Origin of the sequence: Halomonas sp. A40-4 (genome assembly GCF_015767635.1) — a bacterium.
In the GTDB taxonomy this organism is placed as follows: Bacteria; Pseudomonadota; Gammaproteobacteria; order Pseudomonadales; family Halomonadaceae; genus Vreelandella; species Vreelandella janggokensis.
This window is the reverse complement of the sequence record NZ_CP065230.1, coordinates 1,286,977-1,300,001: the sequence shown is the minus strand read 5'-3', so window position 1 is coordinate 1,300,001 and position 13,025 is coordinate 1,286,977. Positions and strand designations below refer to the sequence as shown.

Below are 13,025 nucleotides of genomic sequence, written 5' to 3'. Positions count from 1 at the left end.
GAACGATGATCAGTTTCCTTGAAAGAACTGTCATCCCCGTGCTTTCGATCTCTGTTTTTCAAACCGCGTCGAAAAGACATGGCCGAAAGCGTTGCGCCACCCTGGGGTGGCGCTTTTTTGTTACGGCGTAATTTACTTACGCTTTTTGCGGTTGGCCATATGGATCGCGTGGCCTTCAACCGCGAGCGCCGCTTCATGCACCGCTTCCGACATGGTCGGGTGAGCGTAGCACGTCAGCGCCAGGTCTTCGGCACTGGAACCGAATTCCATGGCAATCACGCCTTGAGCAATCATCTCACCGGCGTGCTGGCCAACGATGTGCATGCCCAGAATACGGTCGGTTTCCGCATCCGCGATGATCTTGGCATTGCCTTCGGTGGCGTTGTTGGCCATCGCACGGCCACTGGCCGCGAAGGGGAAGCTACCGGTTTTGACCTCGATACCTTTCGCCTTGGCTTCTTCTTCGGTAATCCCTACCCAGGCGACTTCCGGGAAGGTGTAGATCACGTTGGGGATGGCGTCATAGTTCATCTCGGCCTTATGACCGGCGATGATATCCGCCACCATGATGCCTTCTTCAGAAGCCTTGTGCGCCAGCATCGGGCCGCGAACGCAGTCACCGATGGCGTAAACGCCCGGAACATTGGTACGGCACTGATCGTCAACGAAGATGAAACCACGCTCGTCAAGCTCGATGCTCACCCCATCGGCAATCACGCCTTTGGTGTAAGGACGACGACCCACGCTGACAATCAGCTTGTCGAAGGTCATTTCCTGTTCGCCGTCGGCGTCGGTGTACTTGACGGTAACTTCGTCGCCATTGGTTTCCGACCCGGTCACGCGAGCACCCAGCTTGATGTCCAGGCCCTGCTTCTTGAGCAGCTTCTGGGTCTCTTTGCTGATGGCACCGTCGACCATGGGCAGGAAGGAATCCATGGCTTCCAGTACGGTGACGTCGGAGCCCAAGCGATTCCACACGCTGCCCAGCTCCAGGCCGATAATGCCGGCACCAATCACGCCCAGACGCTTCGGCGTTTCAGTGAACTCAAGCGCGCCGGTGGAATCGACAATCAGCCCTTCAGTCAGCGGCGTCGGGGGAATTTCCACCGGCACCGAGCCCGCCGCCACGACGATATTATCGGCGTCGTAGGTGGTGGCCTTGCCGTCCTTATCGGTCACTTCCACTTGTTTGCCGGAAATGACTTTACCAGTGCCGTCGATAGCGGTGACGCCGTTGGCCTTGAACAGACCCGAGATGCCGCCGGTCAAGTTCTTAACAATCTTGTCCTTGCGGGCCATCATCTTTTTGACGTCCATGCTGACGTCACCGGCCTGGATACCCAGGTCGTCGAAATCGTCTTTCGCTTCAACGAACTTGTGCGATGCTTCGAGCAGCGCCTTGGACGGGATACAGCCGACGTTCAGGCAGGTACCGCCGTGCACGACGTTACCTTCCTTGCCGATCCATTTTTCGACACAGGCGGTTTTCAGCCCGAGTTGCGCCGCACGGATGGCCGCTACATAACCACCGGGGCCGGCACCAATAACGATCACATCAAACTTGTCAGCCATGTTGGCTCCTTTAGCTTGGGTGCCTCCTCCCTTTTGGGGCAGAAGGCAGGGTGCAATTGAACGTGAGTATGTGACAGGTCGTTATGACCCTTACACGTCCAGCAACAGGCGTGCGGGATCTTCCAGCAGCTCTTTCATGGTCACCAGGAATTGCACGGCATCTTTGCCGTCAATCATGCGGTGATCATAGGAAACCGCCAGGTACATCATCGGGCGAATCTCGACCTTCCCATTGACCGCCATGGGGCGTTCCTGAATCTTGTGCATCCCCAGGATGGCGGTTTGCGGCGGATTGATAATCGGGGTCGACATCAGCGAGCCGAAGATACCGCCGTTGGTGATCGTAAAGGTACCGCCCTGCATTTCATCGATGCCGAGCTTACCGTCACGGGCACGCTTACCGAAGTCGACGATTGTCTTCTCGACATCAGCGATTTTCATGCTGTCGGTATCGCGCAACACCGGAACGACCAGGCCGCGAGGAGTCGAAACGGCAACGCCGATATCCTGGTAGCCATGATAGACGATGTCGGTGCCATCGATGGAGGCGTTGACGTCCGGGAAGCGCTTGAGCGCTTCGGAAGCCGCCTTGACGAAGAAGCCCATGAAGCCAAGCTTGGTATCGTGTGCTTTGAGGAAGGTGTCCTTGTACTGAGCACGTAATTCCATCACGGCTGTCATGTCCACTTCGTTGTAAGTGGTCAGCATGGCAGCCGTTTGCTGAGCCTCAACCAGGCGCTTGGCGATGGTTTGACGCAGACGGCTCATCGGCACACGTTTTTCTGGGCGCTCACCTTCTACCGCGGGGGCAGTGGCGGCTGCCGCAGCACCTTTAGGCGCTGCAGCGCCGCCGGACGTTTTCTTGGCCGAGCCTGATTTAACGGCTTTCTGCACATCCTCTTTCAGAATGCGGCCGCCCTTCCCGGTGCCTTCGATCTTGGCAACGTCCAGGTCGTGCTCCGCGACCATCTTGCGTGCGGCAGGTGCGAGGATCTTGTCGCCGACTTTTTCATCGGCGCCATCGTCACCGCTGCTTTCGGCCTTGGCTGGCTTGGCATCATCGCCGCCGCTGCCTTCGCCACCGGCCCCTTCGGTGAAGGTTGCCAGTACCGCTTCTGATTCAACCTGGCTGCCTTCTTCGGCCTTGATCTCGGACAGGGCACCATCGGCCGGGGCAACAACTTCAAGCACAACCTTGTCGGTTTCGATATCCGCCAGCACTTCATCGCGCTTGACCGCTTCGCCGACTTTCTTGTGCCAGGTCGCAACCGTACCTTCCTGGACCGACTCCGGGAAGCTAGGCGCTTTCACCTCATGCTGCTTGCCACCACCGCTATTGCCGTCGGCTTTCTTGGCTTCTTGCTCGTCGTCAGATTTTTCTGCCGACTTTTCAGCGCTTTCATCGCCAGACGATTTCGCTTCTTTCTGGCCACTGTCGCCAGAGGCTTCGCCTTCACCGATTTTGCCCAGCACCTGCTCGGACTCGACGGTATCGCCTTCGTCAGCCATCACGTCGGTCAGGGTACCCGCTTCCGGTGCGACGACTTCAAGCACCACTTTGTCGGTTTCAATCTCAACAATCAGCTCGTCACGCTCAACGCTGTCACCCGGCTTCTTATGCCAAGCGGCAACAGTGCCTTCGGCAACAGATTCCGGAAAGGTTGGCGCTTTGATCTCGGTAGCCATGTCGTTTCCCTTATGTGTTCTCTAAATCCGGTGGGCGCTTAAAGATTAAACGCGTCTTCCACCAGCTGGCGCTGCTGTTCAGTATGGACGGACATATAACCCGCTGCCGGAGCAGCAGAGGCCGGGCGTCCTGCGAATTTCAGATCACGTCCCAGGCCATCTTTCAGCATGTCGGCCACGGAACGCATATGGTGCTGACTGGAATACCAGGCACCCTGGTTCAACGGCTCTTCCTGGCACCAGACAATATCTTCCAACTGGGTATATGCCTGAAGGGCTTCAAGAAGCTCTTCTTTAGGGAAGGGGTAGAGCTGCTCAAGGCGCAGGATCGCCGTATCGTGACGCTCGTTCTCTGCACGCCAATTCACAAGATCATAGTAAACCTTGCCCGCACACAGGATCACACGCTTCACCTTCTCAGCCGTCAGCTCGGCCTGGTCGGCCAGTACCATATGGAACTTGCCATGGGCCAGGTCTTCGAGGCTGGAAACCGCCTGCTTGTGACGCAGAAGTGATTTTGGTGACATCACCACCAGCGGCTTGCGCAACGGGCGAATCACCTGACGACGCAGCAAGTGATAAATCTGCGCGGGGGTGGTCGGCACACACACCTGCATATTGTGCTCGGCACACATCTGCAGGAAACGCTCCAGACGTGCGGAGGAGTGCTCGGGCCCCTGACCTTCATAACCATGGGGCAGGAGCATGGTTAAACCGCATAAGCGGCCCCACTTGGTCTCACCCGAGGAAATGAACTGATCTACCACGACTTGCGCGCCGTTGAAGAAGTCACCGAACTGGGCTTCCCAAATCACCAGATCATTGGGGGCCGTGGTCGAATAACCGTACTCAAAGGCCAACACGGCTTCTTCCGACAGGATGGAGTCGTGGATGGTAAAGCGCGGCTGACCGTCTGACAGATTCTGCAACGGCACAAAGGTGGTGCCATCTTTCTGGTTGTGCACGACCGCATGACGGTGGGAGAAAGTGCCGCGACCGACATCCTGGCCGGTAATACGCACCGGGTGACCCTGGTCGATCAAGGTGGCATAGGCCAACGTTTCGCCAAACCCCCAGTTAATCCCCATGCCGCCGGCCTGCATCTTGCGGCGATCTTCGTAAATCTTGGCGACCTGACGCTGCACATCAACCCCATCCGGGATCTCGCACATTTTCGCCGCCAGTTGCTGCAGCCGCTTCATATCGAAGGTGGTATCGGCATTGCCGGTCCACTCATGGCCAAGGTAAGGCGTCCAGTCGACGAACAACGACTTGTTAGGCTCCTGAACCAGCGCATTGGCCACGTGGTTACCGGCCACCAGGTCATCGCGGTAGGTCTCGATCATCGCCTTGGCATCTTCTTCAGACAATACGCCCTGCTCGACCAGACGTTTGGCATACAAGGTGCGCGAAGAAGGATGATCCTTGATCTTCGAGTACATCATCGGCTGGGTACCCGACGGCTCGTCGGCTTCGTTGTGGCCGCGCCGACGGTAGCAGACAAGATCGATGACCACGTCTTTCTTGAACTCCTGCCGGTAGTCCAAAGCGACCTGGGTAGCGTGGAGTACCGCGTCCGCATCGTCGCCGTTAACGTGAAAAATCGGCGCCTGAACCATCTTGGCGATATCAGTACAGTATTCCGTGGAGCGCGAATCCAGCGGGTGCGACGTGGTAAAGCCCACCTGGTTGTTGATCACGATGTGAACCGTGCCGCCGGTCTTGTAGGCACGGGTCTGGGACATCTGGAACGTCTCCATGACCACGCCCTGACCCGCAAAGGCCGCATCACCATGGACATTGATGGGCAGTACTTTGCTGCCCTCTTCATCATTACGACGATCCTGGCGGGCACGTACCGAGCCTTCGACAACGGGCGCGACGATTTCCAGATGCGAGGGGTTGAACGACATGGCCAGATGGACTTCGCCGCCTGGTGACATGACGTTCGAGCTAAAGCCCTGGTGATATTTCACGTCGCCTGAACCGCGCTCGATGACTTTTTTGCCGTCGAACTCGTCGATCAAGTCAGCCGGGTTTTTACCCAGAATGTTGACCAGCAGGTTGAGGCGACCGCGGTGAGCCATCCCAATGACGACTTCTTTAGTGCCGTAACCGCCTGCCCGCTGGATAAGTTCGTCCATCATCGGTACAAAGGCTTCGCCGCCTTCCAGACCGAAGCGCTTGGTACCCGGATACTTGGACGCCAGGTAGTTTTCCAGGCCTTCGGCCGCCGTCAGGCGCTCCAGCACGTGCTTGCGCACGTCATCACTGAATTTGGGCGCACTGCGAACCGATTCGAAACGCCGCTGCAGCCAGCGTTTTTCTTCGGTATCGACAATGTGCATGATCTCGCAGCCAATCGAGCGACAGTAGGTACGATCAAGGGCATCGACAATGTCGCGCAACGGCGCCTTGTCGATACCTAGAAAGAAAGAACCAGTCTGAAACTCGGTGTCCAGATCAGCTTTTGAAAGCTGGTGGAAAGAGAGGTCGAGATCGGGAACGGGGGTGGGATTGCGCAGCCCAAGCGGGTCGATATTGGCCTTTTGATGACCTCGAAAGCGATAAGCGTTGATCAGCTGCAGGACTTTCACCTGCTTCTTGTTTTCGCCACTTTCAGCGGCAGCTACCCGGGCAGGACGATTTTCACGCCCCAACTGATAGAACTGATCACGAATAGGGCTTAGCGGGACATCGTGGGTGGCACTGCCCTCCGGGCGAGGCAACTGGTCAAAATAGTTGCGCCACTCGTCAGGGACAGATTCAGAATCGGCGAGGTACTGCTCGTAAAGCGCTTCCACGTAGTGAGCGTTGCCACCACTAACGTGAGAGGAACGCCACATCAACTCCATTATGCCTTGTTGCATTTCTCGGTCACCCTGCACTGATGGGGTGGTATCGGTATCGTCGCGTCACCGCGGCGACATCGGTATTGCCCTGCCGGCGGGGCGGGACATTTGCCGGCGGTACCGACCAGCGGCCGGAAACCCTTTTCAACTCAATTTCTTATCAGTTCATGCTCAAAAGCCGGTACTCACGGCACCGGCTTTTAAACTTGACTGGTCATATGGTGCGGCGCGTCGCCGCACCATATGACAGGCACTATGATAACAAGCGAAGCGCCACGATTTAAGTGCCATTTGTGCGCAACTTAAGTGGCATCCGCTTTTTATGCATAAAAGCCCCTTATTTTACGTGGCATCTGCCAGCAACATCTCACGAATCTTGCCAATCGCCCGTGTGGGGTTCAGCCCTTTCGGGCACACCGCCACACAGTTCATGATGCCGCGGCAGCGGAACACGGAAAACGGATCTTCCAGATCGGTCAAGCGCTCGCTGGTCGCCGTATCGCGCGAATCCGCAAGGAAGCGATACGACTGCAGCAGGCCTGCCGGGCCGACAAATTTATCCGGGTTCCACCAGAAAGATGGGCACGAGGTTGAACAGCAAGCGCACAGAATGCACTCATAAAGGCCGTCCAGCTTGTCACGCTCTTCCGGGGACTGCAGGCGCTCAATCGCCGGTGCGGGGGTATCGTTCTGCAGGTACGGCTGAATACGCTCGTACTGCTTATAGAACAGCCCCATATCAACGACCATATCGCGGATGACCGGCAAGCCAGGCAGTGGACGCAAGGTCAGCTTGTTGCCTTTCACGACCTCGGACAACGGCGTAATGCAGGCCAGACCATTCTTGCCGTTCATGTTCATGCCGTCTGAGCCGCACACCCCTTCGCGGCAGCTACGGCGAAATGCCAGACCGCTGTCCTGTTCTTTCATCATGTGAAGAACATCCAGCACCATTACATCGCGACCCTTGGTATCGACCTGAAACTCCTGCATATAGGGTGCGGAGTCGGTTTCCGGATTATAGCGGTATATGGATACCTGAAGATTGGACATAGTGACTCCCTCTCGTTGCAGAGATTAGTAGGTACGAACCTTGGGTTCGAACGTATCAACGGTTTTCGGCTTGAAGTTGACGTCGCGCTTCTTGAGTTCTTTGGACATCGGGAAGTAGAGCGAGTGCTTCAGCCAGTTGACATCATCACGGTCAGGGTAGTCGTAGCGCGAGTGCGCACCACGGCTTTCTTTACGCTCAAGGGCCGCGATCGCCGTCGCTTCGGCCACTTCCATCAGGTTATCGAGTTCCAGGGCTTCAACACGCGCAGTGTTAAACGCATTGGATTTGTCAGGCAGATGGGCGTTCGCAATCCGACTGCGTAGCTCCTCGAGTTTCTTGACACCTTCCTGCATGTTTTTCTCTTCGCGGAAAACACCGAAAGAGGTCTGCATGATGTCTTGAAGCTCCGCCTTCAGCGCGGGGATGCTCTCGCCACCTTCTGATTCGTTCCAGCGGGTAATACGCTTCATGGCCGAGGCAATATCAGACTCAGAGGCATCCAGGTAATCAATACCTTCGTTCAGCGCACCCTCGATGAACATGCCTGCAGCACGGCCGAAGACCACCAGGTCGAGCAGTGAGTTGCCGCCCAGACGGTTGGCCCCGTGGACCGATACACACGCCGCTTCGCCGCAGGCGTATAAGCCGTTAACGATGTGGTCTTTGCCGCTTTCGTCTTGAGTGATCGCCTGGCCATGAATGTTGGTCGGGATACCGCCCATCATGTAGTGGCAGGTCGGCACGACCGGGATCGGATCTTTCGCCGGATCGACGTGGGCAAACGTTTTGGACAGCTCAACGATACCCGGCAGGCGCTTACCAAGGACCTCTTCACCCAGGTGATCAAGCTTCAGGAAGACGTGATCGCCGTTCTCGCCACAGCCACGACCTTCGAGGATTTCCATGACCATGGAACGCGCGACGACGTCGCGGCCCGCCAGGTCTTTGGCGTTTGGCGCGTAACGCTCCATGAAGCGCTCGCCGTCCTTGTTGATCAGGTAACCACCTTCACCACGACAGCCTTCGGTAACCAGCGTGCCCGCACCGTAAATACCGGTCGGGTGGAATTGCCACATTTCCATGTCCTGCATCGGGAAGCCGGCGCGCAGCGCCATACCGATACCGTCGCCGGTGTTGATCAGGGCGTTGGTGGTCGAAGCGTAGATACGCCCTGCACCGCCGGTGGCCAGTACGGTGGCTTTCGACTTCACGTGGACCACTTCGCCGGTTTCGATGCACATGGCAATACAACCGACGACGTCGCCATCGGAATTTTTCACCAGATCCACCGCGTACCATTCGTTCAAGAACGTTGTGTTGTTCTTGAGGTTGTTCTGGTACAGCGTATGCAACAGCGCATGGCCGGTACGGTCGGCCGCGGCGCAGGTACGTGCCGCCTGGCCACCTTCGCCGAAATTTTTCGACTGACCACCGAACGGGCGCTGATAGATGCGGCCATTATCGAAGCGCGAGAACGGCAGGCCCATGTGCTCAAGCTCAAAGACCGCTTTCGGACCCTCAGAACACATGTACTCCGACGCATCCTGGTCAGCGATATAGTCGCCGCCCTTGACGGTGTCATACATGTGCCAACGCCAGTCGTCATCGGGGTCGGAAGATGCGATAGCACAGGTAATTCCACCCTGGGCAGAAACAGTGTGGGAACGCGTCGGGAATACTTTCGACAATACGGCTGTCTTCTTACCGGATTTCGCAAGCTCTAGAGCAGCGCGCAGGCCAGAGCCACCGCCACCGATGATAATGGCGTCAAAGGTCAGGCTACGTAGGTTAGACATGTATCAAGCTCCCCACAGAATTTGAATGCCCCACACCAGGTACACAAAGATGGCCAGAATGATGAGAGACTGGGCACCTACGCGAACGAAGGTGGATTTAAGATAGTCGGTCGTCACGGTCCACAGACCTATCCAGGCGTGCGCGGCTACTGAGATAAAGGCCAGCAGGGAAAAAATCCGCATCCAGGTCTGATCGAACAGCGCCGTCCAGGCGTAGTAATCCAGGTCAGGGTTGAACAGCAGATAGGCCACCATGAAAACGGTGTAAATGGCCAGCACCACCGCTGAAAAACGCTGCATCAGCCAGTCGGACAGGCCGCTACGGCCAAAGCTTGTGATGTTGGTTACCATACCCAGACTCCTGCCAGAATAATCAGAATCGCGCTTACCACCACCGTGATTTGCGCTTTTTTCACACCGCCCTCGAGCGTTACGCCTATGTTTACATCCATCAGCAGGTGTTTAATGCCCGCGACGAAATGAAACGCCAGCGCCGATAACAGGCCCCAAGCCACGAACTTGGCGAAAAAGTTATTGGCCAGGGCACTACTAACGGCATCAAAGCCTGCCGGTGAAGACAGCGATTTACCGAGTGCCCAGAAAGCGAAAATGAGGCCAACAAAGAGGATGACACCGGTGATGCGGTGTGCAATCGACGTCAATGCCGGGAGTGGAAAGTGTATCGTCGTCAGGTCTAAATTTACGGGTCGTTTGCTATTCACGGCTTATACACACTCTTATTGGCCCGCTCTGCGACAGGTCGGGCATAGCCCGAGCGGGCAGTGATTACTGGAAGGGGCTCGGCCGTTGCCAAGTCTGGCACGACCACCAACCTACCGGTCGTGCGCCAGAGATTATAAGAAGCTTAGCCCCCGCTGACAAACCGAACTAAGGCTTTACTCGACCATTGTGCAAGAAAAAACTCCGTATTGTGAGTCGATTTTGCATCGCAGCATCGCTATAGTGTCGGTAAGCAAGCTCGTTAGTAAGCAGGTTAACGTATTATCCCTGAGATAACATTTTCCGCTCAAAGCGACACGTCAACCATGGACAATTATTAACCAAGACAACACACACTGTACAAGCATACCTAGCGATAGGGCTAATTGACAAAATGACGCACGCTTCTATAGTGGGCAGGCCTTTTCGCCGGCGCGGTATGCGCAGCACCGACTTTACGTCCCAACCCGAACTCGAAAGGAGGCCAGCATGGCTGACAGGAAAGCAACATTAACGGTAGACGGTCTAGATAAAACGATCGAACTACCGATGTACTCCGGCTCACTTGGCCCAGACGTTATCGACGTTCGCGCCCTGGGTGCCGAGGGCCTGTTTACCTACGACCCAGGCTTCATGGCCACCTCTTCCTGCCAGTCTGCCATTACCTACATCGATGGTGGCAAGGGCGTGTTGCTACACCGCGGCTATCCCATTGACCAACTGGCGAAAGAGTCCAATTTCGTTGAAATGTGCTACACCCTGCTGTTCGGTGACCTACCTGACGACAAGCAGTATGCAGATTTCGAGTCGCGCATCCGTAATCACACCATGGTCCACGACCAGATCAACAACTTCTTTAAAGGGTTTCGTCGCGACGCGCACCCGATGTCGATCCTGTGTGGTGTTGTCGGCGGTCTAGCGGCTTTCTACCACGACCACATGGACATCACCAAAGAAGAAGACCGCGAGATTAGCGCTATTCGCTTGATCGCCAAGATGCCGACGATCGCCGCGATGTCGTACAAGTACAACATCGGTCAGCCGTTCAACTATCCACGCAATGAGCTGAGCTATGCAGAGAACTTCCTCTACATGATGTTCAGCAACCCCTGCGAAGAGTACAAAATCAACCCGGTGTACGCTAAAGCCATGGACCGCATCTTTATGCTGCATGCGGATCACGAGCAAAACGCGTCTACCTCCACTGTTCGCCTGGCAGGCTCAACCGGCGCCAACCCCTTCGCTTGCATCAGTGCCGGCATTGCGGCTCTATGGGGACCAGCGCACGGCGGCGCCAACGAAGCGGTACTGGCGATGCTCGACGAAATCGGCGACGAGTCCGAAGAAAATATCCAGCGCTTTGTTGATAAAGCCAAGGATAAAGACGACCCGTTCAAGCTGATGGGCTTTGGTCACCGCGTTTATCGCAACTTCGACCCGCGTGCGAAGGTCATGAAAGAGACCTGCGACGAAGTACTGGCCGAGCTGGGCATGGCAGATGACCCGCAGCTCAAGATCGCCAAGCGCCTGGAGCAGATCGCCCTTGAAGATGACTACTTCATCGAGCGCAAGCTGTACCCGAACGTCGATTTCTATTCAGGCATCATCCTGAAGGCCATGGGTGTGCCGAGAAACATGTTCACGGTGATCTTTGCGGTATCACGCACCATCGGCTGGATCTCGCACTGGAACGAGATGCTCAGCGAAAGCTACAAGATCGGTCGTCCTCGCCAGCTTTACGTTGGCCACGAGCAACGCGACTACCCTAAAAAGTAAGCCGCGTTACGCAGAGTGAAATGAGCATACAAAGGCCGCCCCAGGGTGGCCTTTTGTATTTCTGCCATCATTAATTCACAACACATCAACAATCAGGTGATTTATGGCTACGATCAAGACAGTCGCATTTATCGGTCTAGGCGTTATGGGCTATCCCATGGCGGGGCACCTTGCCAAACAAGGGCTCACCACACGTGTTTACAACCGCACCAGCAGCAAAGCTGACGCCTGGGTAAGCGAATACGGAGGCAGCGCCCACGCCACGCCTCGCGAAGCCGCCGAAGGCGCAGATCTCGTCCTGGTCTGCGTCGGCAACGATGACGATGTGAGACAGGTGACAACCGGGGAAAACGGCGTGCTCCAAGGCATGGCGGACGGCAGCTTTCTGGTTGATCACACCACCGCATCGGCGGACCTGGCCCTGGAGCTTGATACCGCCTGCCGCCAACAGGGTATCGCCTTTCTCGACGCCCCCGTATCAGGCGGCCAGCAGGGTGCAGAAAAGGGGGCGCTGACCATCATGTGCGGCGGCCAACAAGCCCACTTCGATATCGTAGAGCCCGTTCTTGATCACTACGCCCGCGCCGTGACACTGGTAGGCGATGCCAGCAGCGGGCAGTTGACCAAAATGGTCAACCAGATCTGCATCGCGGGGCTGGTCCAGGGCCTGGCCGAGGGCTTGCATTTTGCAGAGCAGGCCGGCCTTGATCAGCAACAGGTCATCGATGTGGTATCCAAAGGTGCCGCGGGCTCATGGCAAATGGAGAATCGCCACAAAACGATGATTGCCGACGAATACGAACATGGCTTCGCAGTGGACTGGATGCGCAAGGACCTTGCTATCTGTTTATCCCAAGCGCGCCACTTTGACGCCACCTTGCCAGTGACTGCCCTGGTGGATCAATTTTATGCCGATGTGCAACGACTCGGCGGCGGCCGCTGGGATACCTCATCGCTGCTAAAACGGCTGCGCAAAGTGCAATAGATGCTTGACTTTTCACCCCTCCGCTAACCTCGCCAGGGTTTTCCACACTATCTGTGGATAACCCTGTTCACAACCACTAGAAAACGTCCCACAATCGCCATGATTAGCGGGGACGTCTTAAATTGGTCATTTTTTAACCTTGCGCAAGTTACTGTTTTTAAACAAATAATGATAAAACAATGATTTAGCGCACTCGCATCGCGGGGTTGTGCACAACCTGTTTCACAAAAACGCAAAAGTGGACAAGTCAAGTACAAAATACCCTGAATCAGCGTATTTTCAGCACATAATGAGGGTTATAAAACAGCGAGGCATAGACATGGGTAAGCACATCAAATGGGCTTTATAGCGCTACCAGTAAGGAAGGGATAATGCAGAAACATGGTGGCGTCCCATAGGGGGTTCGAACCCCTGTTACCGCCGTGAAAGGGCGGTGTCCTGGACCACTAGACGAATGGGACGTATCAAGCGCACTTCGCGTATGACGAAGTCAATATTGGTGGAGCCTAGCGGGATCGAACCGCTGACCTCAACACTGCCAGTGTTGCGCTCTCCCAGCTGAGCTAAGGCCCCACGTGTCGCGA

At 56.1% G+C, this 13,025-nt stretch carries 9 protein-coding genes and 2 tRNA genes; 2 read left to right on the top strand and 9 right to left on the bottom strand.

The annotated features are described in order from the left end of the window. Window positions 1–132 precede the first annotated feature (132 nt). The 7 genes from lpdA to sdhC all read right to left on the bottom strand — a co-directional run bounded on the left by lpdA (window position 133) and on the right by sdhC (window position 9,682). Window positions 133–1,572: a dihydrolipoyl dehydrogenase gene (gene lpdA / locus IT895_RS06070; protein ID WP_199285025.1), complete on the bottom strand. Its 1,440-nt coding sequence runs from the start codon at window positions 1,570–1,572 to the stop codon at window positions 133–135. 90 nt (window positions 1,573–1,662) lie between these two features. Beyond that, window positions 1,663–3,258: a 2-oxoglutarate dehydrogenase complex dihydrolipoyllysine-residue succinyltransferase gene (gene odhB, locus IT895_RS06065; RefSeq protein ID WP_085917371.1), complete on the bottom strand. Its 1,596-nt coding sequence runs from the start codon at window positions 3,256–3,258 to the stop codon at window positions 1,663–1,665. Window positions 3,259–3,296: 38 nt separating this feature from the next. Next, the gene (locus IT895_RS06060) at window positions 3,297–6,128 is read right to left on the bottom strand and encodes a 2-oxoglutarate dehydrogenase E1 component (RefSeq protein WP_085917370.1); all 2,832 of its coding nucleotides are present in this window, start codon (window positions 6,126–6,128) and stop codon (window positions 3,297–3,299) included. 324 nt (window positions 6,129–6,452) lie between these two features. Continuing rightward, window positions 6,453–7,163 carry a succinate dehydrogenase iron-sulfur subunit gene (locus IT895_RS06055; RefSeq protein ID WP_066317198.1) on the bottom strand — a complete coding sequence of 237 codons (711 nt, stop codon included), beginning with the start codon at window positions 7,161–7,163 and terminating at the stop codon, window positions 6,453–6,455. A 24-nt stretch (window positions 7,164–7,187) separates the two neighbouring features. Then, window positions 7,188–8,960, bottom strand: coding sequence for a succinate dehydrogenase flavoprotein subunit (gene sdhA, locus IT895_RS06050; RefSeq protein ID WP_199285024.1), 1,773 nt, complete (start codon window positions 8,958–8,960; stop codon window positions 7,188–7,190). Between the two features lie 3 nt (window positions 8,961–8,963). Continuing rightward, on the bottom strand, window positions 8,964–9,311 hold the full coding sequence (gene sdhD / locus IT895_RS06045) for a succinate dehydrogenase, hydrophobic membrane anchor protein (RefSeq protein ID WP_085917368.1): 348 nt from the start codon (window positions 9,309–9,311) through the stop codon (window positions 8,964–8,966). Continuing rightward, a complete protein-coding gene (gene sdhC, locus IT895_RS06040; RefSeq protein WP_085917367.1) occupies window positions 9,305–9,682 on the bottom strand; it encodes a succinate dehydrogenase, cytochrome b556 subunit in 378 nt (125 codons plus the stop codon). Before sdhC ends, sdhD begins: the two co-directional genes overlap by 7 nt. A 487-nt stretch (window positions 9,683–10,169) precedes the next feature. On the opposite strand from sdhC, the gene gltA reads away from it, so the two are divergent. Both gltA and IT895_RS06030 read left to right on the top strand, forming a co-directional pair. Further along, window positions 10,170–11,456 carry a citrate synthase gene (gene gltA, locus IT895_RS06035; protein WP_085917366.1) on the top strand — a complete coding sequence of 429 codons (1,287 nt, stop codon included), beginning with the start codon at window positions 10,170–10,172 and terminating at the stop codon, window positions 11,454–11,456. A 103-nt stretch (window positions 11,457–11,559) separates the two neighbouring features. Further along, complete coding sequence (locus tag IT895_RS06030; protein WP_085917365.1) at window positions 11,560–12,441, top strand: NAD(P)-dependent oxidoreductase; 882 nt, start codon at window positions 11,560–11,562, stop codon at window positions 12,439–12,441. A gap of 385 nt (window positions 12,442–12,826) precedes the next feature. Here IT895_RS06030 and IT895_RS06025 read toward each other — a convergent pair. Continuing rightward, window positions 12,827–12,902: transfer RNA gene (locus tag IT895_RS06025), tRNA-Glu, on the bottom strand. 36 nt (window positions 12,903–12,938) lie between these two features. Next, a tRNA-Ala gene (locus IT895_RS06020) sits at window positions 12,939–13,014 on the bottom strand. Window positions 13,015–13,025: the final 11 nt, after the last annotated feature.

Bases quoted from the DNA above. Each gene is read 5' to 3' on its own strand.
- IT895_RS06030 (WP_085917365.1), top strand. From the start codon at position 11,560: ATGGCTACGATCAAGACAGTCGCATTTATCGGTCTAGGCGTTATGGGC.
- gltA (WP_085917366.1), top strand. From the start codon at position 10,170: ATGGCTGACAGGAAAGCAACATTAACGGTAGACGGTCTAGATAAAACG.
- IT895_RS06055 (WP_066317198.1), bottom strand. From the start codon at position 7,163: ATGTCCAATCTTCAGGTATCCATATACCGCTATAATCCGGAAACCGAC.
- lpdA (WP_199285025.1), bottom strand. From the start codon at position 1,572: ATGGCTGACAAGTTTGATGTGATCGTTATTGGTGCCGGCCCCGGTGGT.
- odhB (WP_085917371.1), bottom strand. From the start codon at position 3,258: ATGGCTACCGAGATCAAAGCGCCAACCTTTCCGGAATCTGTTGCCGAA.
- IT895_RS06060 (WP_085917370.1), bottom strand. From the start codon at position 6,128: ATGCAACAAGGCATAATGGAGTTGATGTGGCGTTCCTCTCACGTTAGT.
- sdhD (WP_085917368.1), bottom strand. From the start codon at position 9,311: ATGGTAACCAACATCACAAGCTTTGGCCGTAGCGGCCTGTCCGACTGG.
- sdhA (WP_199285024.1), bottom strand. From the start codon at position 8,960: ATGTCTAACCTACGTAGCCTGACCTTTGACGCCATTATCATCGGTGGC.